27 protein-coding genes are annotated in these 24,709 nt (G+C 55.3%); 11 read left to right on the forward strand and 16 right to left on the reverse strand.

What is annotated here, in order from left to right; all coding sequences use genetic code 11:
• Nucleotides 1-385: 385 nt before the first annotated feature.
• Complete coding sequence (locus KIH86_RS10980) at nt 386-625, reverse strand: hypothetical protein (protein WP_223081122.1); 240 nt, start codon at nt 623-625, stop codon at nt 386-388.
• 62 nt (nt 626-687) lie between these two features.
• Complete coding sequence (locus KIH86_RS10985) at nt 688-2,097, reverse strand: sensor histidine kinase (RefSeq protein WP_223081121.1); 1,410 nt, start codon at nt 2,095-2,097, stop codon at nt 688-690.
• 273 nt (nt 2,098-2,370) lie between these two features.
• On the opposite strand from KIH86_RS10985, the gene KIH86_RS10990 reads away from it, so the two are divergent.
• The 3 genes from KIH86_RS10990 (at nt 2,371) to KIH86_RS11000 (ending at nt 4,158) form a co-directional block, all read left to right on the forward strand.
• Nucleotides 2,371-2,580 carry a hypothetical protein gene (locus tag KIH86_RS10990; RefSeq protein ID WP_223081120.1) on the forward strand — a complete coding sequence of 70 codons (210 nt, stop codon included), beginning with the start codon at nt 2,371-2,373 and terminating at the stop codon, nt 2,578-2,580.
• The gene (locus tag KIH86_RS10995) at nt 2,573-3,175 is read left to right on the forward strand and encodes a hypothetical protein (protein WP_223081119.1); all 603 of its coding nucleotides are present in this window, start codon (nt 2,573-2,575) and stop codon (nt 3,173-3,175) included. Before KIH86_RS10990 ends, KIH86_RS10995 begins: the two co-directional genes overlap by 8 nt.
• 353 nt (nt 3,176-3,528) lie before the next feature.
• A complete protein-coding gene (locus KIH86_RS11000; RefSeq protein ID WP_223081145.1) occupies nt 3,529-4,158 on the forward strand; it encodes a peptidylprolyl isomerase in 630 nt (209 codons plus the stop codon).
• A gap of 128 nt (nt 4,159-4,286) precedes the next feature.
• On the opposite strand, the gene KIH86_RS11005 is transcribed toward KIH86_RS11000, so the two are convergent.
• The 6 genes from KIH86_RS11005 to KIH86_RS11030 all read right to left on the reverse strand — a co-directional run bounded on the left by KIH86_RS11005 (nt 4,287) and on the right by KIH86_RS11030 (nt 9,234).
• Entirely contained in the window at nt 4,287-5,387 is a 1,101-nt protein-coding gene (locus KIH86_RS11005; protein WP_223081118.1) for a Glu/Leu/Phe/Val family dehydrogenase, read from the reverse strand.
• 104 nt (nt 5,388-5,491) lie between these two features.
• Nucleotides 5,492-5,821: a hypothetical protein gene (locus tag KIH86_RS11010; RefSeq protein ID WP_223081117.1), complete on the reverse strand. Its 330-nt coding sequence runs from the start codon at nt 5,819-5,821 to the stop codon at nt 5,492-5,494.
• A gap of 49 nt (nt 5,822-5,870) precedes the next feature.
• Nucleotides 5,871-6,569, reverse strand: coding sequence for a pirin family protein (locus tag KIH86_RS11015; RefSeq protein WP_223081116.1), 699 nt, complete (start codon nt 6,567-6,569; stop codon nt 5,871-5,873).
• Nucleotides 6,570-6,824: 255 nt separating this feature from the next.
• Entirely contained in the window at nt 6,825-7,472 is a 648-nt protein-coding gene (locus KIH86_RS11020) for a nitroreductase family protein (RefSeq protein ID WP_223081115.1), read from the reverse strand.
• Nucleotides 7,473-7,640: 168 nt separating this feature from the next.
• Complete coding sequence (locus KIH86_RS11025) at nt 7,641-8,075, reverse strand: RrF2 family transcriptional regulator (protein WP_223081114.1); 435 nt, start codon at nt 8,073-8,075, stop codon at nt 7,641-7,643.
• Nucleotides 8,076-8,304: 229 nt separating this feature from the next.
• Nucleotides 8,305-9,234, reverse strand: coding sequence for a manganese-dependent inorganic pyrophosphatase (locus KIH86_RS11030; RefSeq protein WP_223081113.1), 930 nt, complete (start codon nt 9,232-9,234; stop codon nt 8,305-8,307).
• A 189-nt stretch (nt 9,235-9,423) separates the two neighbouring features.
• Here KIH86_RS11030 and KIH86_RS11035 point away from each other — a divergent pair, with 189 nt between their 5' ends.
• Nucleotides 9,424-10,395, forward strand: coding sequence for a ring-cleaving dioxygenase (locus KIH86_RS11035; RefSeq protein WP_223081112.1), 972 nt, complete (start codon nt 9,424-9,426; stop codon nt 10,393-10,395).
• On the opposite strand, the gene KIH86_RS11040 is transcribed toward KIH86_RS11035, so the two are convergent.
• Complete coding sequence (locus tag KIH86_RS11040) at nt 10,392-11,099, reverse strand: YjjG family noncanonical pyrimidine nucleotidase (protein ID WP_223081111.1); 708 nt, start codon at nt 11,097-11,099, stop codon at nt 10,392-10,394. The two genes, KIH86_RS11035 and KIH86_RS11040, sit on opposite strands and share 4 nt — an antisense overlap.
• 136 nt (nt 11,100-11,235) lie before the next feature.
• Here KIH86_RS11040 and KIH86_RS11045 point away from each other — a divergent pair, with 136 nt between their 5' ends.
• Nucleotides 11,236-11,436, forward strand: coding sequence for a hypothetical protein (locus KIH86_RS11045; protein ID WP_223081110.1), 201 nt, complete (start codon nt 11,236-11,238; stop codon nt 11,434-11,436).
• A 154-nt stretch (nt 11,437-11,590) separates the two neighbouring features.
• On the opposite strand, the gene KIH86_RS11050 is transcribed toward KIH86_RS11045, so the two are convergent.
• The 5 genes from KIH86_RS11050 to KIH86_RS11070 all read right to left on the reverse strand — a co-directional run bounded on the left by KIH86_RS11050 (nt 11,591) and on the right by KIH86_RS11070 (nt 17,363).
• Nucleotides 11,591-12,160 carry a mismatch-specific DNA-glycosylase gene (locus KIH86_RS11050; RefSeq protein WP_223081109.1) on the reverse strand — a complete coding sequence of 190 codons (570 nt, stop codon included), beginning with the start codon at nt 12,158-12,160 and terminating at the stop codon, nt 11,591-11,593.
• A 69-nt stretch (nt 12,161-12,229) separates the two neighbouring features.
• A complete protein-coding gene (locus KIH86_RS11055) occupies nt 12,230-14,245 on the reverse strand; it encodes a DUF6449 domain-containing protein (protein ID WP_223081108.1) in 2,016 nt (671 codons plus the stop codon).
• A complete protein-coding gene (locus tag KIH86_RS11060) occupies nt 14,220-15,122 on the reverse strand; it encodes an ABC transporter ATP-binding protein (protein WP_223081107.1) in 903 nt (300 codons plus the stop codon). The genes KIH86_RS11055 and KIH86_RS11060 overlap by 26 nt, the downstream gene beginning before the upstream one ends.
• Nucleotides 15,115-15,504: a GntR family transcriptional regulator gene (locus KIH86_RS11065; RefSeq protein WP_223081106.1), complete on the reverse strand. Its 390-nt coding sequence runs from the start codon at nt 15,502-15,504 to the stop codon at nt 15,115-15,117. Before KIH86_RS11065 ends, KIH86_RS11060 begins: the two co-directional genes overlap by 8 nt.
• Nucleotides 15,505-15,668: 164 nt before the next feature.
• Nucleotides 15,669-17,363 carry an MFS transporter gene (locus KIH86_RS11070; RefSeq protein WP_223081105.1) on the reverse strand — a complete coding sequence of 565 codons (1,695 nt, stop codon included), beginning with the start codon at nt 17,361-17,363 and terminating at the stop codon, nt 15,669-15,671.
• Nucleotides 17,364-17,521: 158 nt separating this feature from the next.
• On the opposite strand from KIH86_RS11070, the gene KIH86_RS11075 reads away from it, so the two are divergent.
• Entirely contained in the window at nt 17,522-18,154 is a 633-nt protein-coding gene (locus tag KIH86_RS11075) for a TetR/AcrR family transcriptional regulator (protein ID WP_235775360.1), read from the forward strand.
• 116 nt (nt 18,155-18,270) lie between these two features.
• On the opposite strand, the gene KIH86_RS11080 is transcribed toward KIH86_RS11075, so the two are convergent.
• Entirely contained in the window at nt 18,271-19,428 is a 1,158-nt protein-coding gene (locus KIH86_RS11080) for a polysaccharide deacetylase (protein ID WP_223081104.1), read from the reverse strand.
• A 425-nt stretch (nt 19,429-19,853) separates the two neighbouring features.
• Between KIH86_RS11080 and qoxA the strand changes: the two genes are divergently transcribed.
• The 5 genes from qoxA to KIH86_RS11105 all read left to right on the forward strand — a co-directional run bounded on the left by qoxA (nt 19,854) and on the right by KIH86_RS11105 (nt 24,100).
• The gene (qoxA, locus tag KIH86_RS11085; RefSeq protein WP_223081103.1) at nt 19,854-20,867 is read left to right on the forward strand and encodes a cytochrome aa3 quinol oxidase subunit II; all 1,014 of its coding nucleotides are present in this window, start codon (nt 19,854-19,856) and stop codon (nt 20,865-20,867) included.
• 39 nt (nt 20,868-20,906) lie between these two features.
• Entirely contained in the window at nt 20,907-22,856 is a 1,950-nt protein-coding gene (qoxB, locus tag KIH86_RS11090) for a cytochrome aa3 quinol oxidase subunit I (RefSeq protein WP_223081102.1), read from the forward strand.
• The gene (qoxC, locus tag KIH86_RS11095) at nt 22,853-23,449 is read left to right on the forward strand and encodes a cytochrome aa3 quinol oxidase subunit III (protein WP_223081101.1); all 597 of its coding nucleotides are present in this window, start codon (nt 22,853-22,855) and stop codon (nt 23,447-23,449) included. The genes qoxB and qoxC overlap by 4 nt, the downstream gene beginning before the upstream one ends.
• Nucleotide 23,450: 1 nt before the next feature.
• Nucleotides 23,451-23,744 (forward strand): cytochrome aa3 quinol oxidase subunit IV, encoded by a 294-nt coding sequence (gene qoxD, locus KIH86_RS11100; protein ID WP_223081100.1) that lies wholly within the window; start codon nt 23,451-23,453, stop codon nt 23,742-23,744.
• Between the two features lie 185 nt (nt 23,745-23,929).
• A complete protein-coding gene (locus KIH86_RS11105; protein WP_223081099.1) occupies nt 23,930-24,100 on the forward strand; it encodes a hypothetical protein in 171 nt (56 codons plus the stop codon).
• A gap of 70 nt (nt 24,101-24,170) precedes the next feature.
• Here the strand turns inward: KIH86_RS11105 and KIH86_RS11110 are convergent, their stop codons facing one another.
• Nucleotides 24,171-24,692, reverse strand: a complete 522-nt coding sequence (locus KIH86_RS11110; protein ID WP_235775361.1) for a GNAT family N-acetyltransferase — start codon at nt 24,690-24,692, stop codon at nt 24,171-24,173.
• Nucleotides 24,693-24,709 lie beyond the last annotated feature (17 nt).

The raw sequence follows: 24,709 nt of genomic DNA on the forward strand, positions 1-24,709 counted from the left end.
TTCCTTATGGCTGCCAGCTAAATCCGAGTTGCCCGTCAGGCGCGATGCCGCCGCCGGCATGAATGACTCCCCCCCGTTCCAATTCCCGCTATCTCCAGGTCCGATTTCATCTGCTGAAATTCGGCGCTATTTGGGGGACTGGCCCCTTGTGTATGAATGATCCCGCCATTGGACCCGCTGGCCCGGACTACGGATAGGCCATAAGGATTCCGGTAGGCCAAGCTGGTTATGCCGCTATGTATGTTATACCCCGGATAGCAAGTGGGATAACAGTCCTATTGGACGAGATATGCCAATAGACTGAAAAATATACCTGCGCTCACTCTTTACCATGCTCTTCCCCTTCCCCCTGTTCCCATGATTCGCGGTAAGCCCCAGCAGTTCATCATACTGGTTCTCCAGCATTTGGCGCTCCTTCTGCTTCGACCTTCTCCCGGCCGCCGGTCCAAACCAAGCTCTCCCCATCTTCATAGATGCGCCATAGGTCGGAGAGAGAAGCTGCCTGATCCGAGGCAAGCGCCCCTTTCCGCTCCCCTTCCGTCCAGAACAATCCCCCGGGCCTTCGGACCAGGGTCCGCCCGTCGGGCGTTGCAGCCTTCTGGCCCAGCCGGATATGGATCAGCATTTGCCCGAGTGTATACCATTCCCCTCTTCGATCAGGCTACCGGCCACGGAGCACCGCGGCTTTCAGTCTCTCACGGCGGGCAGCTTGATGATGGCTTCGGTTCCCTTCCCTTTGGTGCTCTGGAATTCGATGGTCCCCTCCATCGCCTCGATAATACGGAAGGAGACCATAAGCCCAAGGCCTGTTCCTTTGGTCTTGTTGGAGAAATAGGGCTCTCCGAGCCGGGCCAGCTCGCTGGCGGTCATGCCTTCGCCCTGGTCGCGGATGCTGACAATGACGAAATTCCCGGATTTCCAGGCGACGATGGTCACGAGCCCCCCGTCCTTATGCGCTTCGATGCCGTTCTTGACCATATTGATAAAAGCCTGTTTGAGCTTGGGTGCGCTGACCTTCACATACAGATCTTCCTCCAGATGCAGTTCAATTCTGCAGCCCTGTGTCTGGGCCAGCGGAAGAAGGATGCCAGCCACATGCCTGAGCTCGCCGCCGAGGTTCACACGGTCCACCTTATCCATCTCCGGTTTGGCGAATGTGAGAAAATCATTGATGATATGCACCGCCCGGTCCAGCTCCGAGATGGCCAGCTGCAAATACTCTTTCTGCTTGCTGTCCGAGCCGTCGCCGATAATTTGCAGAAACCCCCGGGTAACCTGCAGCGGATTCCGGACCTCATGTGCAACCGAAGCGGCCAGCTCGCTGATGATTTCCATTTTCTCCGAACGCTGAAGATCGTTATTGAATTTCTCCAGCTCCTTGGAATATTCCACCACCTGCTCGTGAGTCTTCGCGAACCGGCGCCCCAAGATGACGATGAGCGAGATCAAAAAGGCGACGAATCCCCATTTCCACCAATACAAGTAATACCGCTCGCCTGACGTATAGAAGATCAGCAGCTCAATCAGCGCCGTCATTGCGAATGCCGCAAAACCCGAGGTAAAGATAATCGCTTCAACGTTGTGCCTTACGGCATAACGCACCGCAAGCGTCAACAGAAAGACAAATTGAAGCATCATTAATATACCCGTGATATAGATCGTGAAAATATTATAGATTACGTTCAGTTGGTAGGAGGACAGGATGTTCAGCAGGCTCAGCGATATACAAAAGAGCGAAAATCCGATTTGAAATTTCCTCAGCTTGGTCACAAGCTTGTGACGGCCCGGGCCGAACAGCTTCTCAAAATAAAAGGTGAAGGACGGAAGCAGGGTAAAGAGCGCCAGATCGAAGAATATATCCTTCCATCGTTCCCTCTGGCCGACCAATATCGAGAAGTAAGGGGAGTAATAGATGATCAGCACCCCGGAAGACAGCATAATCAGCATCAGCAGAAATCCGCTGGCGAACAGATTTTTCTTCAGAAACATCGCGCAGATGCCCAAAATAACGGCAGCAAAAATCAGCGATCCGCCGATCACAAGATCCATCAGCGCCTCATTCAAATAATAATTCAGCAACTCGTTGTTGCCGCTCACCACAAATTCCTCCCCTTGGATCCAGACGGCTTCCGGTACAGGGTATTCCGGTCCTGCCGATTAAGAACATCATATTTCAGTATAGGTGCAGGGTCCATTATCCCTTCGACAATGTCGTCTGCTCTCCTCCCGTGGCATAGATCTTCCGGTGCGGTGAAAGACTACATAGGAATACAGGAACCGGAAGCTGCATGGATTCGCTCAGCTTTGGGAGGGTATACATTAAGTATAAGCGTTATCTTTATACTTGAGATACGGAAGGAGGAGCGCTTGATGAAAAACCCCCGGGTCAAGCACGATGCCGAGGACGAAGACCTCATAACCGAACGCGATATAGATGAAGAATTCGGCCTGTTTCAGGAGGGGTCCTTTCCGGATGCCCTGCCAGACGATAATCAAATAGAAGCAATACGCCATGCACTGCCTGAAGATGACGGCAGAACGGCGACACCTTATAATAAGGAGCTGAATGATAATGGCTAACTTCAAAAAAACGGAAGCCGATTTCGAATATGAGCGTTACTCCAAGCTGCGCGGCACCTCGCCGGAACAGGACATTCCCGCTGACGATATCCGTCTCGTCGGAACGGAGACGGCCCAGAGTCTGAGCGGGGAAGCCACCGGCAGCATGCGGACTCCCATCGAATCGCCCTTTGCCAGCCATGAGCGGACGGGAAGCGGCGCGCCCGATGAGGTCGGCCTGTTCGCCCCGGAAGACGAGGTTCTCGCGCTGGACCGTGAAATGGCAGAGGATGTCGGCTTAAGTGCCCCCGCCGCTGTCGGTGCGGCGCCCCCTCATACACTGGGCAGCGGGATTCTGAAAGGGCCTGCCCCCGGAAGAGACGAGCTCCTAAGCTCGGACACTTCCTTCGCCGCCGCCGCGGCAGGGCTAACCCAGGGAACCCAGGACTATCCTGGCGACGAAGCGGTATATGAGGACGGGACCGGTCCTCTTCAGGATGTCCCGGACGCCGAGACAATCGCACCGGGAAGCCCGGTTGACCCTTCCTCCCCGCCGATCGATGTAATGCCGGGTACGGATGTGCTCAACGGATCGACAGGCGAGGACAATGAGTAGGACACGTCTCCTTGTTATTCCCGTTATGCTGCAGCGCATAGACATTCCTAAGAACTAGGATTAGCCGCCGGATACAGGTCCGGCGGCCTTTTTTTGTCAGTTAATATCTATGAATTTTCGGGGTCATGATACCCAGTAACATCCTATTATTGTAAACCTGTTTAGAGTCTCTGCCAATCCCGATTCTTCATTTAATTTTACAAAGTTGAACCGGACAGGTTATGATGACTTCGATAGTACGTTTATAACCAAGGATCTATAAGGAGAGAGATGAACAAGTGAAATCGACGCGTCCGACACGCACCCGACTATTTGCCATTTGGGCGTTTCTGGGACTGGCTCTGCTCGTCCTGATGGCAGGCTGCGGCAGCAAGCCTGGAGCTTCCGGCGAGACGGCGGCTTCCCCTTCCCCGGCTTCCTCCGCAGAGGGCAGCAGTTCCGCAGGTCAGCCTTCGGCGAGCGCCAGCCACCCCATTGTGACCTTCGAGATGCAATCCGGCGGCATCATCAAAGCTGAACTATACCCCGAAGTCGCACCCAATACGGTCAACAACTTCATTTCCCTGATCAACAAGGGATTCTATGACGGCCTTATTTTCCACCGGGTGATCCCTGGCTTCATGATTCAGGGCGGCGATCCGGAGGGAACGGGCACCGGGGGACCTGGATACAGCATTAAAGGCGAGTTCCTCGCCAACGGCTTCACCAATGATCTCAAGCATACGCGAGGCGTGCTGTCGATGGCCCGAGCGAATGATCCCGATTCCGCCGGCTCCCAATTCTTCATTATGACCGATGCGGCGGCGTCTCTCGATGGAAGCTACGCGGCATTCGGCAAGGTAACCGAGGGAATGGATGTCGTAGACGCCATCGTCGCACTGGACCGTGACAGCAACGACCGTCCCAAAGAACCGCCTGTTATTAAAAAAGTGACGGTGGATACGCTGGGCGTAACCTACCCCGAGCCCGTGAAGGTTCAGTAGAATCAGGTTCAGTAGAAGCTCCAAATGAAAAGCCTCCTGGCTTCTGTCCGGCACAGCCGGCAGAGAGCAGGAGGCTTTTGATGTTAGTTCAGCTTTCAAGTCCAACCGGACATGATCCGGGAAGGCGTTCAGGGCCGTCTTCTGCTGATGATGTTATGTCCATCGCGCAGGAAGGTGCTGCGGCTGTTCTTCAGCAGGGCGATCCGTTCCTCGGCCAGATGGTCGGCAGCCGCATGGGGCGGAATGCCCTTCTGGCGGGAAATGTCGAGCACGCGCGTAATGTTGTCGTAAATTTTCGACACCTGCTTCAACGCGCGCTCTTTGTTGTAGCCGTTCAGCTCGTCGGCAATGTTGATCACGCCGCCCGCGTTGATCACATAGTCCGGAGCATAGACGATGCCGCGTTCATAGAGCGCGTCGCCGTGACGCGGCTCCTTGAGCTGGTTGTTGGCGGCGCCTGCAACGACCTTCGCCTTGATGAGCGGCAGCGTCGCATCGTTAATGACCGCTCCGAGCGCGCAGGGCGCGTAAATATCGCATGCTACCGAAGCGATATCCTTCGGATCGACCGGTTTCGCGTCGTAAGCTTCCTCGGCCCGGCGCACCGCTTCCTTGTTGATGTCGGTCACGATCAGCCTTGCGCCTTCTTCCTTTAAATAGCCGCACAGCGCGAAAGCCACGTTGCCGACGCCCTGAACCGCGATGGTCCGCCCTTCGAGCGAATCGCTTCCGAAGGCTTCCTTCGCCGCGGCTTTCATCCCACGGTATACACCGAAGGCCGTAACGGGCGAGGGATTGCCCGATGAGCCGTACGACTGCGAGATTCCGGTCACATAATCGGTCTCCTGGTGGATGATATCCATATCGTCCTCCGTCGTGCCGACATCCTCCGCCGTAATATACCGTCCGCCGAGTCCCTGTATATATCGGCCAAAAGCGCGGAACATCGCTTCATTCTTGTCTTTTTTGGGATCACCGATAATGACGGTCTTACCGCCTCCCAGGTTAAGCCCGGACACGGCATTCTTGTAGGTCATCCCTTTCGCCAGACGAAGCGCGTCCACAATCGCTTCTTCCTCTGTGGCATATGTCCACATCCGGGTTCCGCCCAGAGCGGGTCCCAGCGTCGTATCGTGTATCGCGATAATGGCCTTCAGTCCGGACGCCCGGTCCTGACAGAACACCAGCTCCTCATAGTCACTCTGTTCCATTGCCGAGAAAATATCCATATTCTCCAAATCTCCCGTCCTCTAAAAAAATCCGGCATACTCATTTGGCAGCCATACCCAAATTAGTACACCGGAGCGCAAAAGTCAAACGTCCTGCCTGGAGCCTACTCCCAATACTGGTCGGGCCGGTATTCGATTTCCCGTTCGGCCGTGACCGTCAGATTACCTGTGCCTTCATCATACTCAACCGGATTGTCTCCGACATAGTACCAATGCTTCACGATGGGCGCGCCTTCCGGTTCCTCGAACCGGAAGACGTTAAGCTCGGACTTCAGCTCCAGCACCTGCCGGCCTCTGTCCGGCGACACGCCCCGGATGGTCAAGCGCGTCAGACCGCCGTCCTGCTCGAAGCTGTACGCAAGTCCGTCCGCGCTGCTCAGCAGTGTCCGTCCGGTTACGGCATGCTTGACCAAAACTCTCTCCTGCTGGTTCATCTGTCTATTCCTCCATTCCAGACGGTTTCCTTTCACACAGTTCAGTTCGTTAAGGCAGATCGATCAGCATAATCAAAGCGGACTCTGCCGCCTCAAGCTTAAGCTTCTGCTCATCTATAATCCGGGCGGAATCTCCGGAACGAAGCCCGGCTCCTCCGGCTGAAAGCGTTCCTTCTATTACATATACAAAAATACGGCGGCCCGGCCGCTGCCGGAAGACCTCGCTCTGGCCGGCATGCAGTCGCCCCAGGTAGATGGTCAAATCTTGCCCGATGTCCACCGCACTGTCCTGGCCATCCGGCGTGACTACCGGCAGCAGACCGCCGTTCAGACGCTCCGGCGGATACTGTCCCGCACGGTAGGACGGCTCTTTGCCGCGAACTGCGGGCATGAACCAGAGCTGCAGCAGGCGCACCGGCTCGTCTGCGGATGGGTTATGCTCAGTATGAATGACACCCGTTCCGGCCGACATGCGCTGAACGCCTCCGAAGGTGCTCTCCGCTACATTCCCGAGATTATCTTCATGACGGAGCACGCCGGACAGGACGATCGAGACGATCTCCATATCGCTATGCGGATGGGCGCCAAACCCTCTCCCTGGGGAAATCGTGTCGTCATTGCATACGCGCATGGGACCGAACGCGGTATTATCGGGATCGTAATACTCGCCGAAAGAGAATAAATGGCTGCCGCTCAGCCATCCGTGATCGAACCGGTGAGCCTCTTCGGCCGGGTATACCTGAATCATCGTCATCATCTCCTCCTGTTGATCGGGATGGATTTCCTTGCAAACGGGCTGCGCACTGCCCAAGGCTGTTTACCACGATTGTAGCACGCAGCGGAGTCCTGTTCCAAACCGGCGGGCGAAAGGCGGTCTTCACCGCTCGGAAAGTCCCGCAGACGCTAATGAACCCCCGCCGGACGGCAGGGGTTCATAATATTAACCGGGCGCCGTTAGGAAGCCCGGGAATTGTAGTCGAATCAGATGGCTCAATCCGATAGCTCAGCCTTTGAATTCATTGTAGAACGTCACGTCTGACAGCGGGAGCCGGGTGGTGCGCCGGCCTTCTGCGGCGGCATAGCCCACGGCAATCAGCATAACATTGACATAACGATCCGGAATCTGGAACAACTCACGGAACTCCTGCACGTTGTATCCGCCCATGGGAACCGTATCATAGCCTCTCGCCTTGGCGGCAAGCATCAGCTGCATGGAGATCAGCCCGCCGTCCACCAGCGCGATGTCTTTCTGAATTTCCGGACCGAAGCTGGAATAAGCGTTCCAGCTGTTCTCCGTCATGCGGTTGCGGATCTCCGTAGTGGCGTAGCCCGCTTCAACGGCGGAATCCCAGATTTGATCGACATTGCGATAGGCTTCACGGTCGCCGAGAACAGCGATGACGGCGGAAGCGTCCACAACCTGCTGCTGGTTCTTCGCGATCGGCAGCAGCTGGTCCTTCAGCGCCTGATCCGTGATCACGAGAAACCGCCACGGCTGCAGATTGGAGGAAGACGGCGCCAGAATGGCATCGCTGAGCAGCTCGTTGATCTCCTGCTCGGAGATTTTCCGGCTTGGGTCATAACTTCTCACCGAATGACGCTCATGAATAACCTCTTGAAAAGATGGAGCAACTTGAACTTGATTTTCCATTGGATTCAGCCTCCCGGGATTCCCTTGTATTCTGTGCAGTTAATAACACAGTTATGAACAAAAAAATAACTCACTCGCCAAACTTCCGCCAAATCACAATGCTCAACTTCCAGTTTGATCCTTAACTGTTGCGCAATAAGCACAGTATAGAGCGCCAGAACAGTGTTGTCAATATCCGGCCCTCGCCGCTATATCAGCAACGGTATATTTCTTCAACACACCAAGAACGCCGCTGTCCACCTCATCCAGAATATCTGCGAAAGCCGTCTTCATCTGTCTGCCGAATTCGTTCGTGCATGCCGTTCCGCTGACTGCTTCGTGCCGGGCTTCACCCACCTCGAGCGCACGGTACACCTCTGCCAGGGTAAGCTGGTCAGCCGCCTTGTTCAGCATGTAGCCGCCATCCCTTCCCTCCCGGGTCACCAGAATCGATTCTTTGGCCAGCTTGGCCAGAATACGGCGCAGAAGCGTAGGCTCGGAAGACATCAGCTTGGCGATTTCACAGCTCGGGCATGTTCCGCCTTCCTTGGTCAGCACTACCAGCGCCTGGAGAGCAAGACCGAAAGATTTGTACTGCAGGGAGCCTATATTGCGTTTGGCCATTTGAGTCTCCTCCCTTCCTTCATTCCCCTTCATTGTAACAACGGTTATCCTTGCAGGCAACAGCTGAAGTTCATAAATCCGTACCCGCTCCAAGCTCCCGCATATAAAAAGAGCGCCGCCGCCATTTCAGACGGTGGCGCTCCTGTGCGCTCAAAGGGACAAGCTCCTTCGGACCCTTCCGGCCCTTCGGAGAGTATCCCGGCTGCATCCTTGTACGATGCCGCTCTTCTTACTTGGACAACGTTTCGGTCAGCACCGGAACGATCTGCGATTTACGGGAGACAACGCCCTTCAGGAGGGCCTTGTTGCCGTCCAGCTTCACGTTATAGGCTTGCTCCACAGCTCCAGCCGCGCTGCCCAGCGCGATGCCGACGGAATCGCTGTTCAGAATGTCCGTGATGACGAACAAGAACAGGTCGAGGCCCTTCTCGTCGATGCTGCTCTGCAGAGCAGCTTCGACTTCGGCCTGGCGGGACAGAACATCGTTCGTATCCACAGCATTGACCTGGGCGATTACGACTTTCTTGCTGCCCATCGAGAATTCCTTCGCATCCAGATTAAGCAGCGTGTCAATGCTCTTGTCGAGCAGGGAAGCGCCGGCTTTCAGCATGTCCAGCCCGTATACATCGGCATCCACGCCCGAGATTTCGGCCAGTTCCTTGGCTGCGGCTACATCCTCTTCCGTGCAGGTCGGGGATTTGAACAGCAGGGAGTCGGAGACGATGGCGGACAGCATAAGCCCGGCAACCGGCTTGCTGATTTCTACGCCGTTCTCTTTGTACAGCTTCTTCAGGATCGTCGCCGTACAGCCTACCGGCTCGGCGCGGTAGTAGAGCGGATGAGCTGTCTCGAAATTGGCGATCCGGTGGTGGTCAATGACTTCTACGACGCGCACCTGATCGATGTCGCTTGCGCTCTGCTGGCGCTCGTTATGGTCGACGAGAATAACCTGCTTGGCTTCGCCTGCCACTTGCTCAACCAGGCGGGGAGCTTCAACTCCGAAGTAGTCCAGCGCATATTTCGTTTCGGCGCCGATTTCGCCAAGGCGAATGGCCTCCACGTCCCAGCCCAGCTCTTTCTTGAGAGCGGCATAGGCGATAGCGGAACAAATCGTATCGGTGTCGGGGTTTTTGTGCCCAAAGATCAATGTTTTTTCCATTTCCAAGCTCCTTACTTTGGTTTTTGTTCATTTAATATATCACATAATGATAGGGACAGGCCACAATCCGGAGAGCCAAATGGCATTGTTCCAGAGTATGAGAAAGGCCTTGAATATTACGTATGTTACTGATAAAATTATAGTAACTTAAGTTTAGTTAAACAACAAAATGATTTGGAGGCATATGCCATGGAACTGAAAGGACTTCACCACGTATCCGCATTAACGGCCAAGGCTCCCGAGAATTATAAATTCTACACCGAAGTGCTTGGACTCCGGCTGATCAAGAAGACGGTCAACCAGGACGATATTTCGGTCTATCACTTATTCTACGGAGACGAACGGGGAACCCCCGGCACCGAGGTCACCTTCTTCGAAATTCCGAACGCAGGCCGCAACCGTGACGGCAACAACAGCATTTCCGCCCTGTCTCTGCGCGTGCCGTCGGACGCGGCACTAGCCTATTGGAAGGACCGGCTGGCGCAATTCGGAGCGGAACACGGCGAAATTGAAGAACGCGGCGGACGCCTGACGCTGTTCTTCCGTGATCCCGAAGGCCAACGCTTCTTCCTGGTCTCGGATGAGCATAACACAGGCGTCGCCGCCGGGCAGCCCTGGGAGAAGAGCCCCGTTCCTCATGAATTCGCCATAACCGGACTCGGCCCCGCCCACCTCACGGTGGAGAGCGCCGATCTGACGGCCACAGTGCTGGAGCAGCTGCTTGGCTTCCGCCGCAAGGGAACCTATCCTTCAACCGTTACGGGCCAGCCGGACGTCATCGTCTTTGAGACCGGTGAAGGCGGCTCCGGAGCGGAGGTGCATGTTGAGGAACGCAGCGACCTGCCGAATGAGCGGCTGGGCCGCGGCGGGGTCCATCATGTCGCCTTCCGCGTAGACAACGAGGAGGAGCTGCGGCGCTGGGTCGAACGCATCCGCACCGTCCGGCTGCCGAATTCCGGCTTCGTCGACCGGTATTATTTCCGTTCCCTGTACTTCCGGGAGCCGAACGGCATCCTGTTCGAACTGGCAACGGACGGTCCGGGCTTTGATACCGACGAGCCGTTTGAGAGCCTGGGCGAGGCCCTGGCCCTTCCTCCATTCCTAGAGCCGAAGCGCAGCGAAATCGAGGCGATGCTGAAGCCGCTGGATACGCGGCACTAAGCCTGTCCGCCCTCACCGCTGACGATCGCAACCAGCTCCGACAGCGAGTGGATTTCATAAGTCGGGACAATGCCGGGATCGGCCGGCTGAAGCCGCGGGTTGAACCAGCAGGTGTCGATCCCGTAGGCATTGCCCCCCTTGATGTCGGACGTAAGCGTGTCTCCGATAATGAGCACTTTGGATTTGTCTTCGGGACCAAGCCCGAGCCGGTTAAAGGCATAGTCGAATATGCCCGGCTCGGGCTTTTGGCTGCCCACTTCCTCCGAAATGATAATATGCGAGAATGCGCCGCGCAGCTCCGAGCCCCGGATTCGCGAATACTGGACCTCCTTGATTCCGTTCGTAATAACAGCAAGCGTGCAGCCCGGAAGCGCGCCGCAGAGCTCCAGCGCCCCTTCCATCAGAAAGGACGCCGCACCAAGATGTCTCAGGTAGGAATCGCTGAAGGCCCCCGGGTCCAGCTTGTACCCGTGCTCCGCAAAGAGCCGGGCGAAGCGCTCCACGCGCAGATCGGCCGACGAAACAAGACCAAGCTCCATGTCCTTCCAGAGCGCCTTGTTAATCTGCTGATACGTGGTCAAACTAGCTTCAAAGCCCTCGGGCTTGCCAAACTCCCGAAAAGCCTCCTGAAGCGCATAGCTCTCTCCCATTTTGTAATCAAACAACGTATCGTCCGCATCGAATAACAGTACCTCATACTTCATTCACAAAACCCTCCCGGCTTGAATGGAAATAACAGCAGCACCGGCCGGCAAGCGTCGTGTTGATCAATCCCGGCCAGGCGGTACGATTAGGCTTGACATCTTTGTACATTGTATCCGTCATCCGGGGCTTCCGGCAATGAGAGATAACCTCTTATTTATCGAAAAATACTGTCACTTCCGCTTCACCGCCCCAGATGCGGTATGGACATTCGCCCGCAGACTATCGCTGCCTGCGAGCGGCGCGGAGCAGCTGCGGACGGCACGGAGCTACAGCGGGCGGCGCGGCTGCGGATGGCACGAGCGACTGCGAGCGGCGCGGAGCGGCTTGCTGGCTTAATGATAAAGGCATAACAGCAGCTGGCTTAGCACTAGCGGCTTAACGGCTGCTGTCATAACGGCAAAGAACCTTCAGCCCACACAATCGGCGGGTCTGAAGGTTTCTTCTCGTTAGTCATATTTGAACGTGAATAGCCTTATGGCATCACAGCAAGCTATTCCTCCGCCAACCCGGCAGCTTCCTCCCCCGGCTGTTCCCGGATTTCGCAGGCCAGACGGCGGTAAATCCCGACGATTTCCTCCATCGGCATCCGCACCAGTCCGCTTGAAGAGGGCGCGACGAACTCGCGAACGCCGTCTACCACAGGCGGAACGCCGTCTACCACAGGCGGAACGCCGTCCTGGAATCCCCAGTCCGCCTGTCCGCGGCGGCTGAATTCCGTATAGACGCCTTTTCCCACAAAACAGGCGATCTTCGGCCTGAACCGTTCCAGCTTCGCGCGGAGCTGCTCTCTCCCGCAGTTGTACTCCTCGCGGGTAATTTCCTCCGCAGCCCGGGTTGGACGGGCGACAATATTGGTGAAGCCGTAGCCCAGCTTCAGCAGTTCCCCGTCTTCGGCGGCTTGGTACAGACGCGGAGTCAGCCTGCTTTTTTCGAGGATTCGCCAGAAGTTATTTCGCGGATTCGCGTAATGATGTCCCTCTTCTCCCGACTTCAGACTCGGATTGAAGCCGATAAATACAATCTGCAGGCCAAAATCCAGATGATCCTCCACCGGTTTCATTTCGCTCCCCCCTTCGCTTCACACTGCCCGGTTGCCCCCCACGCCGGATTTCTTTTTTATACGATCAGACTAGTTCAAAATGCCGGGGGGCAGCTCAGCTTTGCTAATGCGGAAATAATCGCCGTTGCCATTAGTGAGCTTCACCTTAATTATGCAGCTGTCCGCGACCGGCTTCAAGGAACGCCGCAGCTTCAGCAGCTCGCTTATCTGCGTTTTGTCCGTCACGGTCACCGCCTGATTTTGCGATTTGGCCTCCGCAAGGTAGGACTCAGGATTATTATTCCGAAGAATGTCCGGTGGAATCCGGGCCAGATCGGCCAGTTCGACGGAGACCACATCCTTCGCCTTGATCAGCACGCGGTCCGCGTATCCCTTCTCTTCCAGCCACGCGCCGAGCTTCCGGTATGAAGGCTTCCAGTCATACCAGTTGAACGAATAACTGCGTCCGATCGAATCATCCGGATAAATCTGTATGTTAGCCAGTGCAGTCCGGTCGTCCCGCTGATCGTTAAAGCTCATTTGCGAGATTTCCTGCTTAAGCAGTTCTCTGAACTCATTCATATCCTCGTCCGCGATCGTTGCGGAATGAAGCCCTGAGCTTAATTCAATCCGGGAATTCGGCTGATCGAGCTGGTCCAGCACATATTCCTTATCCTTGTACGCCTTCGATTCTATAACCGCCTTCAGCTCCGGTTCAAAACCGGCAACAGGAACCGAATACTGTCTCGACAAGCGTGTGCCGTCTTTCAGTTCATACACGATCGTTAAGCTGATGGATGAACGCTCATACCAGGCCAGTGACGAATTCTCTTTCGGCCGCGTCTGCACCACCGCCTCATGCAGCTTGCGGACGGCTGAGATATATCCCGGATCGGAGACAAACGGATCAACGCCATCAAAAGGGCTATGGGCCAGGTTCGTGTCAACCTCGTTCTCATTCCTATTCCGGGACTCAAAATACTGCCAGTATTGTCCGCCCGCATAGACGCCTGCAACTTTGTCCGGGGAAGGAACCCGGCTCTCAAAGCCGGTCAAAGGAGATACAGGCACATACAGAAGTACACCGATAACCGCGGCGTATCCAGTCAGCCGGAGCGGGAGGCTTCGGCTCCAGATTTGCCAGGTTTTGCGGATCACCATTTCCGCTGCAATATAGCCGGCCAATGCGCCAAGAGCATATCCGGCAAACGCCCAGCCGATCTGACCGGCGCGCATTTGCGCGAAGTAGGTACCTGCAATCAGCATGGCGCAGAGCATAACGCCGCCCTTGAACAGCGGATTGAAATAGGTGAACGCCATCGCCTGTCCGGCCGTCTCCGACGAGCGCTTGCGGTACAGCACAAAGGACAGCGCAGCGAAGACCAGTGTCAGTACGGCATACAGGGAAACCTCCCCTCCCTTGAATGGCCGGCTGTACACGTTCATCATATGAATAAGAAGCGACCAGTTCTCTACACCGCTGGTATCCGTTGTCGTAAGAAAACCGTACAGATACAGATTCAGATGCAACAGCACCATCTGCGACAGCAGGAAAGGCAGAATCAGCAGAATATAGACCACAACTCCCTGGAGAACCGTCTGTCCGATGCAAATGCCGACAAATGCAGTAAAGACGAACAGGAACAGCGTCACTACGCTGACGCTTAAGCCCCACCACCAGACCTCGGAGGCCCCGTATTGGAACGGATTGCCGCTCCAAAGCGTTAGCAGACCCGCCGCAAGAGCCGTAAGCCATACCGGAATCAGCAGCATGGCCGCCCCGCTCGCCAAATGATTGGCAAGCAGATGGCTCCGGCGCAGCGGCAGGCTGTGGGCGGCGTCCGCCGCTCCCTTATGCTGGAGATACCGGAACAGGATCAGGCCCGCTCCAACCGGCAGCGTGGCGGTGAACAGCATCGTCGGAGATCCATTCACCATAAACAGGCTCGTGATTTTCCGTGCCGGGTTATCGGGATTTGCGGTCAGCAGCATCTGCAGCGGCAGCGAGAACAGCAGGCCGAGCAAATAGATGACCGAAATCCAGCTGTGCTGCTTCACATCCTGCCGGATAACGCCCCGGTTAAAGAAGTATCGGCGAGATGTCATAGCCGGCCCCCTCCATTTCATAGATAAAGATTTCTTCAAGCGTTAACGGAAGAAGGTCCAGCACAAAGGGCTGGTAAGCGGCGAATGCCTGCTCGGTCTTCTTTCGCTCCCCTTTTACAATGTAGAGACAGACGCTTCCCCGCTTCTCTTGATGAAGAATGGTCAGTCTGGAGCCAATCGCGCTCTCGTGGCGCTCATCCCGGAAGGCGACCTGCACCTTGTGCGTATCGGTCTTCAGCTCATCCAGCTCCTTCTCGATCAGCAGCTCGCCGTTGTGCATGATGCCGACATGGTCGCACAGGTCCTCTAACTCGCGCAGATTATGCGATGAAATGACAGCGGTCAGTCCGCGATCGGCCACTTCCTGGAACAGCACGTTCTTGACGAGCCTGCGCATTACCGGATCAAGGCCGTCCAGCGGCTCATCCATGATCAGCATATCGGGCATGCAGCTCAGCGCCAGCCAGAACGCCGCCTGCTGACGCATCCCTTTGGACATGCGGTTCAGCTTGCGCTTGACGTCCAGAGGGAACAGCTCCCCAAGCTCTCTGAAGCGATTGCCGTTCCACCCCTCATAGACCGACTCGTAGAACAGGGCCATCTGCTGAATCGTAGCCTGCGGAAAAAAATACGGATAATCCGGCATGAACCAGACTCTGCGCTTGATGTCCGGATTCTCGTACACCGGCTTGCCGTCCATCAGCACGCTTCCCGCGTCGGGCCGGTAAATGCCCGCAGCGGTCTTCAGAAGCGTGGTTTTGCCCGCGCCATTCGAGCCGAGCAATCCGAATATGCTCCCTTTATGTATGTTCAAGGTAACTCCGGCGACCGCCTGGCGGTCCTGAAATCTTTTGCTGACCTCATGAAGTTCAATCATCTCCGCTCTCCTCTCCTCTTTTCTCCGACGCTTCGTGGTACAGCTCCCCGATCTCCGCCTCTGTAAAACCCAGATAGACGGCCTCCGCCATCAGGCGCAGCAGCGAAGCGCGCAGTTCGGCCCGCTTGATTGCAAGAGTTCCCTGCTGCGCCGGGGAGATGAAGCTTCCTTTGCCCGGACGGGAGTAAATATAACCTTCCCGCTCCAGCTCCCGGTAAGCCTTCTGGATCGTATTCGGGTTGACGGTGAGCTGCGCCGACAGCGTCCGCACCGACGGCAGCTGCTCATCGGGCTTCAGAATGCCGTACAGGATCATTTCCTTAATCTTGTCCGTGAGCTGCTCGTAAATCGGCTTCCGGCTGCGGATATCCAGCTCGAACACGGTCAATTCCTCCTTCCCCTCTCCTGCAGGACTGTTGCAGTACCCTGCAGATCAGACGTATTAACTGTACTATAATTAATAATACAGTTGATCGTCAAGAAAAAATCCCCGCCTGTGCAATTCGCACACACGGGGATAGACTCGAACTTCATTTATGCTCTTGCCTATGATATCTCGCTCTCCGCGGCAGACTTGATCTCGCGGCGGCCCCGGCGGTATGGCCGGTCGCTGATCACCGCAAACGCGATGCCGGGAAGCAGCAGCAGCGAAGCAACAGCGAAGGTGCGGCCGAAGCCTTGCACGGCCGCTTCCTTCAGCCCGGCCGAGATCCGGCCGGCGAGCTTCTCCGCCTCCGCCGACTGGGCGGGGATCGCCCGCTCCAGCGCGGCTCGCTGCGCAGGCGCAAGGCTCGCGGCGGCGCTGCGCAGCTGCTTCTCGACCGCCAGCGCGGTCTGCCCCGCCGGCGGAGCGCTGGTGGTACCCTCCGCAGCGGCGCCGGCGTTCTTCAGCGAAGCCAACAGCGCCTCCTTCACAGGAGGCAGCAGAACGCTGTCCTCGCTGACGATCTGGAGCGCACTGGCCTCGGCAGGCTTCATCTCATCCGCGATATTCTGCTGCAGGAGGGTGACGACGATGGCAACGCCGAGTACGCTGCCCAGCGACTTGGTCATATTCGTCACACCGGAGGCGATGCCAACCTTGTCCTCCGGCACATTTCGGACTGCGGACGACATAACCGGCGCCATCGTTAGCCCTATGCCAAGCCCCGCTAAGGCAAGCCGCAGCAGAACGGCGCCTACCGGCGAATTCGCCTCAAGTCCGCCGAGCGAATACGTGGCGCCGGCTATGACGGCCACACCCGCAGCGGCAAACCAGCGGCTGCCGAATTTTCCGGACAGCGGCCCGCACAGCGCCGAGGTCAGTGTGGAGCCAATGGCCATCATCGACAGAATCAGTCCGGCCTTCAGCTCCGTCATTCCCATCATCCTCGTAAGAAAGAACGAAGTCAGAAGAGATATGTTCATCAGTCCCGCTCCGACGATCAGCAGGGTAAGCGATGCGCCGTTGAACGGCTTGATCTTCAGCAGCTCAAGAGGAAGCATCGGCTCCTTCCCTCTCCGCTCAGCCAGCAGGAAGAACAGCAGGCCCAGCAGCCCGGCGGCGAACAGAATAAGGACAGCCGGCGAGGTCCAGCCTAAGTCCGATACCCGGATCAGTCCGTAGACGAGACAGAACAGGCTTGCCGTAATCCAAAAGGTTCCCGGATAGTCAATCCGCCGCCCGGCCGTCTCGTCTTTCGATTCCCGGATAAACAGCGGCGTCAAAATAAGGCTCAGAACCCCGAGGGGCACGTTGACGTAGAAAATCCACTGCCACCCCAATTGGTCCATCAGCAGTCCGCCAAGCGCCGGCCCGCTGGCCGCCGCCAGCCCCGATACCGCGCCCCATATGCCGATGATCGCACCGTGCATCTCCTTGGGGAACGTCGTGGTCGTGAGCGGAATTGTCACTGGAACAATGATGGCTCCGGCCAGCCCCTGAATGACCCGCAGCGCGATCAGAATGCCGAGACTCGGCGCAAATCCCGCAAGCAGCGAGGTTAGCGTGAACAGCGCGATGCCGAACATGAACACCTTGCGCCGCCCGAACTGGTCCGCCAGCCGGGACGCCGTGAGGATGAATACGGCGAATGCCAGATTATAGCCGTTCATCACCCAGGAAATGTCGCTGACATTCCCGCCGAAATAACGCGTCATCTCCGGCAATGCGATATTGACGATTGTCGTGTCCAGCAGCGCCATAAAAAAACCGAGTATGATGGCGGTGAACGCCATCACTCTGGCTGTCTTCTCATTCATTTTCATAATCACTCCCCGCATAAATGTGAACTATAGTTCATGTTCTTGATTATATGAACCTTAGTTCATGTTTGTCAACGATAAATATGAACTTCGGTTCAACTTTTATTGACAGGGGTTCCCCTCATAATTACAATCGAATCAAGGAGGGTTTGAACGTGAAGGACAGCGAAGAACTCATACAGGACAAGACGAGGCAGCCGCAGCAGGACCGCAGCATCAGGACCAAGGAAGCGATCGTACAGGCGGCTTCCCGGCTTTTTTCGGAGAAGGGCTATCACGGAACCAACACGAAGCAGATTGCCGCTGCCGCAGGCGTATCTACCGGCAGCTTTTATTCCTACTTTGTGGATAAGCGCGCCGTCTTCATAGAAGTGCTGAGGATCAACAGCAAGGCTATTCATGCGCATGTTGATGAGACGATCGAGAAGTTCAATCTTCATCTTGCGGACAAACGGGAGATTATTTCCGGGCTGATTGATGCTCTCGTCAAGTCCCATGCCCCCTATATCACCTTCCACCGTGAGCTGTCGGCCATGATGGTAACGGACGAGGAAGTCCAGGAAATTATGGAGGATCAGTTCGATCAGGCCAGACGCAAGACGCTGGAGGTGCTGAAGCTGAGCGAACCCGAGCTTCGCGTCCGCGACCTGGAGGCTGCGGCCGCTGTTATGTTCGAAGCGGTGAACAGCGCCGTTGACCGCATGGTCTTCTTTCGGGGCGGCATCGAACCAGACCGGATCAAGGCCGAGCTGACCGATATGCTGCTCATTTACGCATTTGGGGAATAACCCCCTTGACGGATTCATACCGGTTACGGTTAAGCAGGCAGCTGATCCTCTCTCATTGGTACACAAAAAACGTTCCCGAACCGCATAGCGGCCGGGAACGTTTTTTGTGCTGCAAATTATCGTACATCTTTCCAGAAGTTAACCGGGGTGAGATCGGATGTGATGATTTCGAATTGATACCCATGGGATTGGAGATAATCCAGTATACGGGGCAGAACGTTAAGAGTGGTCTTCTGATCATGCATCAGAATGATCGGCGCCGTTCCGCTCTTCTGGAGCTTGGTCAGCTGGTTGACCACCCCCCGGTAGATCGATGCGCTGTCGCTCTTGTACTTCCAATCAAGGGAGTCGATGTTCCAGTCCCACAGATGGTAACCATCAGACAGCACCTTGTCGCGGAACGCGCCTGTGAAATAGGGCTTGCTGCCGTAAGGCGTCCGGATCAGCCGGGTCGTTACGCCCGCAGCCTTCTTCAGAGCAGCGTTGTCCTGATTCATTTCATTCAGCGCCGCCGCTGGCGAAGCATAGAACTTGTTCTTCACATGGCTCATGCCGTGAAGCCCGAGCCCGTGGCCGCTTGCAGTCATGCGCTTGACCTGTGACGGATATTTCCCGATGTTCGGACCCAGCATGAAGAATGTTGCCTTCACTCCATGTTTATCCAGAATATCGAGCAGCCTGCCTGTGTTGGCAGAAGGCCCATCATCGAATGTGAGGTAGACGGTCTTGGCTGTCGGCTTCGGGGTACCTGGCTTCGGAGTGCTCGGCTTCGGCTGCGTAACACCTGCGGATGGCAGTGTCGGAGCTTTTGGCTTCAATTGATCCTGATACTTCGAAGCGAAAGCTTTGTCATCCAGCTTCTGAGAGCCGTCCGTCAGCCTAAGCAGATACAATTCGGGCTTATAGGATACGGAATACCCGAGCAGCGTTGCCACTTTGACCGGGACCATAATACTGCCGCCCCGAACAAAAGTAGTCACCGCCATCTCCGTTCCGTTGCCAGAGATCGCCTTGCTTCCTCCGGTGATCCTCAGACTGACGGAATTACTGGACAGCACCAGATCTTGAGGCGTCCCCCCCAGATTCAGCTTCAACTGCTCCGCCATCGCCCGAAGCGGAACGTAGAAGGTGTCATCCACGGCTGTTGCTTTCACATCTGTCAGACTGTCGTTGATCCCAAGCTTCAGACTTGTGCTCCCTACGGCCCAGGCCGAAGAAGCCATTCCCAGCAGCATCATACAAATAAGTGCGGTAATCCCAAACTTTCTGAACAATTTCGACAAATCTCCTGTCTATGTAGTTTTGATCTCTCCTCCCCCTACGATAACACAAACCAAGGGTGGTAAATTTGAGAGAATGTAACCGACAGGGCAAAATTTTGTTACTTTTCCGTGTGAAAGTTCGTCGCTCTTCCGATCGATATTTGTGACAAAGTTAGCAACATTTTTGGATTCATGAACAAATTATGAACAATACAAAATTGCCGCAATATAGCGCTTTTCCAGTGATTTATATCATATTTTCTTTGTTTTTGTGATATAATTTACACAGAATGTTAACGGAATGTTCATTTTTCTGGATTTATATAGGAATAAAAAAATAATTTGGTTTTTGCATTGTCTTTAAGGAATTTTTAATATAGATACAGGTTGATGTTTTCCGGTTAATTAGAACCAGTATTAAAGGAAAGGAGTTCATCATGAACAAAAAGGGGCCGTTATACGCATTGTTCTTCAGCCTTGTTCTGCTGCTTCCCGGCTGCAGCTCGCTTACGGTGCTGAATCCGAAGGGGCCGGCGGCTAGAACGCTGTCCGACACGATCATCCTGTCAATCCTCACGATGCTCGGGGTTCTGGCTGTGGTCTACATCCTCTACATTATCATGTTAGTGAAGTATCGTGCAAAAAAGAGCAACGAAGGATACATTCCACCGCATGAGGAAGGAAATAAATGGCTGGAGACGATCTGGATCGCAATCCCGATCATTATCGTCGCATTCCTGTCAGTTGTAACCGTTAAAACAACAAATGCCGTGGAAAATGTGCCTACGGATTACAAAGACCAGAAGCCGCTTGTCATTTATGCTTCGGCTTCGAACTGGAAATGGCATTTCAGCTATCCGGAGGAAGACATTGAGACCGTCAATTACGTCAACTTCCCCGTGAACCGTCCGGTCGAGTTCAGACTGTACTCCTTCGGACCGATCGCGAGCTTCTGGATTCCGCAGCTTGGCGGACAGAAGTACGCCATGAGCGACATGGTTACCTACCTGAATCTCGCCGCTGACGCCCAGGGAGACTTCCTGGGAAGAAACACGAACTTCAGCGGTAAGGGATACGCCCAAATGGAATTCACCGCCCGCTCCATGAGCAGCGATGATTACGACAAGTGGGTGAAGGACGTTAAGGAAACCGCTCAACCGCTGACTGAAGACCGATTCAAGACGCTGCTGGCGACCGCCCATGTCGGGCAGGAAACCTACTCGTCGAATCACCTGAGCTTCAGCCCTCCTCCAGGCGAGCATAGCGAGCATATGGGCGGAGACAGCGGAATGGATATGGGCAACGGCAGCACGGAGCATCAGGACAACAAGGAAGTTCATCCTTCTCCCGCTACAACCGAGGAGACCGAGTTCAACACAAAGCCAGACTCTGAACTGAACTCACCACTGCCGAGCTCTCCGGTTGATGAGCAGACACACCAGGGCCACTAGCCTTAGACTTACCCAATTACCCGAAAGGAGACCTCCCAAATGAATTTTGATTTGGAGAAATTCAAGGTTCCCGGCGAGCCTCTGATATACGGGGCAATGGCCAGCATTGCCCTTGCCTCGATCGCGATTGTTGTCGGTTTAACCGTTACCAAGAAATGGGGCTGGCTGTGGCGGGAATGGCTGACAACCGTGGATCACAAACGGATCGGCGTGATGTACATTCTGTCCGCCTTGCTCATGCTCTTCCGCGGGGGCGTCGACGCTCTGATGATGCGTCTGCAGACAGCCGCACCTGACATGAAGTTTCTGAACGCCCAGCACTATAACGAGGTCTTTACGACTCACGGCCTCATTATGATTTTGTTCATGGCGATGCCGTTTATTATCGGTCTTATGAACGTTGTCATCCCGCTGCAGATCGGCGCCCGCGACGTGGCCTTCCCGCGTCTGAACGCGGTCAGCTTCTGGCTCTTCTTCTTCGGCGCAATGCTGCTGAACATTTCGTTCGTCGTCGGCGGATCGCCTGACGCCGGCTGGTCGGCTTACTTCCCGCTGGCGAGCACTGAGTTCAGCCCGACCGTCGGCAACAACTACTATGCCATCGCCCTGCAGATTGCCGGTATCGGTACGCTGATGACAGGCGTCAACTTCATCGTGACGATCCTGAAGATGCGCGCCCCTGGCATGACGCTGATGAAGATGCCGATGTTCACCTGGTCCATTCTCATCACCAGCGTAATCATCGTCTTCGCCTTCCCGGTTCTGACCGTTGCTCTGGCGCTGATGATGTTCGACAGGTTGTTCGGCTCCCAGTTCTTCACAATGGCCAACGGCGGCATGGATATGCTGTGGGCGAACCTGTTCTGGGTATGGGGCCATCCGGAGGTCTACATCGTTATATTGCCGGCCTTCGGTATATACAGTGAAATTATCGCAACCTTCTCGAAAAAGAACCTGTACGGCTACACCTCAATGGTCGCCAGTATGCTGATCATCTCTCTCCTGTCCTTTCTCGTGTGGGCGCATCACTTCTACACAATGGGTCAAGGCGTTATGGTCAACGGCTTCTTCTCCATCACCACGATGGCGATTGCCGTGCCGACAGGGGTCAAGATATTCAACTGGCTGTTTACCTTGCGAAAAGGGCGAATCAGCTTCACGACGCCGATGCTGTACTCGCTTGCCTTTATTCCGATCTTTACGATCGGCGGTGTAACAGGCGTCATGCTGGCTATGGCCAGCGCCGACTATCAGTACCATAACACGATGTTCCTTGTGGCGCATTTCCACTACGTTCTGATTCCGGGCGCGGTATTCGCTGTTATCGCCGGCTTCCACTACTGGTGGCCGAAGGTTTTCGGCTTCCGTCTGAACGAACGGATTGGCAGACACTCCTTCTGGTGGATCGTGGTTTCCTTCAACGTCACCTTCTTCCCGCTGTTCATTCTCGGTCTGAAGGGCATGACGCGCCGGATGTACACCTATTCGCCGGAGACGGGCTTCGGTCCGCTTAACATGATTTCCTTTATCGGAGCGCTCGGCCTTGCCATCGGCTTCGTCCTTCTCGTCTACAATATTTACTGGAGCACGCGCTACATGCCGCGCGACGAGAATGGAGACCCTTGGGATGCCCGCACGCTCGAATGGGCAACGCACAGCCCGGTTCCGGAATACAACTTCGCAATTGAGCCGAAGGTCAGCACCCGCGATCCGTTCTGGGCAGCCAAGATCGACAAGAAGCCTTTGTTCGAAGGGGAGATCACGAAGATCCATATGCCGAACAACACCGGCAAGCCGTTCGTACTCGGCGTCATCTTCTTCCTGGCAGGATTCTTCATGGTATTCAGCATGTGGATTCCGGCCATCGTTACTGGCGTGGCAATCCTGATTACACTGGCCGCCATGTCCTTTGAACAGGATCACGGCCGTTATATTTCAGCTGCCGAAGTCACGCGGACAGAACAGAAGTTGGGGGGTAGAACGGTATGAAAGTAGATACCTCCAAACCGCTTGAATACTCAACACATGAGAACAGCAACCGCATTTTTGGCTTCTGGATTTTCCTTGGAGCGGAAATCGCACTGTTTGCCACTCTTTTCACCGTATATTTCGTGCTGGTGAATCGCTTCGCGTCAGGACCGAATGGCTCCGAGCTGTTTGAAATCGGACCGGTGCTAATCGAGACGTTCCTGCTGCTCACCAGCTCCTTTACCATCGGCCTGGCCATCCACGCCATGCGTCACGGCTATAAACGCGCAGTGATGGTGTTCTTCGCGATCACGCTGCTGATGGGCCTGGGCTTCCTGGGCATCGAAATCTCGGAGTTCGTTACTTATGTGAACGAAGGGGCCACGCTGCAGACCAGCGCGTTCCTGTCCAGCCTGTTCGTGCTTCTCGGCACTCACGGCGCACACGTAACCTTTGGCTTCCTGTGGGGAACCGGCATCCTGATTCAGATCTGGCGCAGAGGCCTCAACCCGGCTATCGCCAACAAATCGTTTATCTTCTCGCTGTACTGGCACTATTTGGACGTTGTCTGGATTTTCATCTTCAGCTTCGTCTACCTGAAAGGACTGATGTAACATGTTGAAGACGCTGTTTCCCATTCGCCATGTGATAGGCTACATCGCCTCTTTGGTCCTTTCCGCCGCCGCGTTGGCCGTCATCTATGGCGACTTCTCCCATGGGACCAACATGGCAATCCTCATCATCACTGCGGTAATCCAGGCTTCCCTGCAGCTCTTCCTCTTCATGCATATCGGCGAATCCGCCGACAACAAGAAAGAGCTGTACATCAACATCGTCTACGCACTGTTCGTTGCCCTGGTCACCATCTTCGGAACCCTGTTCATCTTTGTATGGGGCTGGTACAAGTAAAGCTCAGCTTCAATTTCTCAGACAAGAAAGCGTCCCTTCCGCTTCGGCGGGGGACGCTTTCTTTATACTATAGAAGGATTCGGCAGCCTCTTCGGGAAGACTCCGGTTAGCGTTTTTCTTATTGAACCGCGGATAAACTGGCAGCCGTCTCCTTATACTAATGAACACTACAGGAGGTGAATGGCATGCCCAAGAATAACGCCGATTCCAAAAAGGACCGCTCTGACAACCGGGCCGACGTTAAGAACAGTCCGCATAACTATGACCATTTTACCGAGGAGCATCCAACGCTGAAAGACGGCAAGACTGCCGACTATCCGGCCAGTCTGAACGGATTCCCCAAGAACGAAGGTTAGCAGCTGAGTTGAAGGAGCGGGCCGTCTTCCGAAGCGTAGTATCACAGAAGTACAAGGAAGCGGCTCCGTTCTAAGGCTGCGCCCCAAGCTCAAGCACCATCAAATCCTCATCGTGGTAAGTGCCGCCGGCCTTCAGCGCCTTCCGTTCCACCCCGTACACCTGGAAACCGACCGACTGGTACAGCCGGCATGCAGGCTCATTGTCCGACACCACAGTCAAGTTCAGGCGTTCCACCCCTTGACAGTCCTCCGCTCTTCGGATCAGTTCCAACAGCAGCGCTTTACCGATCCCGATTCCCCTGGCCTCAGGGGCGGTGTACATGCCATACAGATTCGCTTTATGGGAAGTCTTGGCGCCCGGCTCCCGCACAAAGGTAACGATGGCGGTGAGCCTACCGTCAACGAATGCGCCCAGAGCAAATTTATCACCGGACGGAGCGATTCGTTCCCTTACGATGTCCATGGAAAAAGCCGCCTCCCGTTCATAGGTCGAACCGAAGGCCGCAGGGCTGAGAGTCAAAGCGCGCAGCCGCAATTCCTGATAAGCTTCAGCATCCGATTCGTCAAGAACCCTTATATTCAGGTTATCCAATGTTACCTTCTCCCTTC

The sequence above is a fragment of the Paenibacillus sinensis genome (assembly GCF_019904155.1).
In the GTDB taxonomy this organism is placed as follows: Bacteria; Bacillota; Bacilli; order Paenibacillales; family Paenibacillaceae; genus Paenibacillus_AQ; species Paenibacillus_AQ sinensis.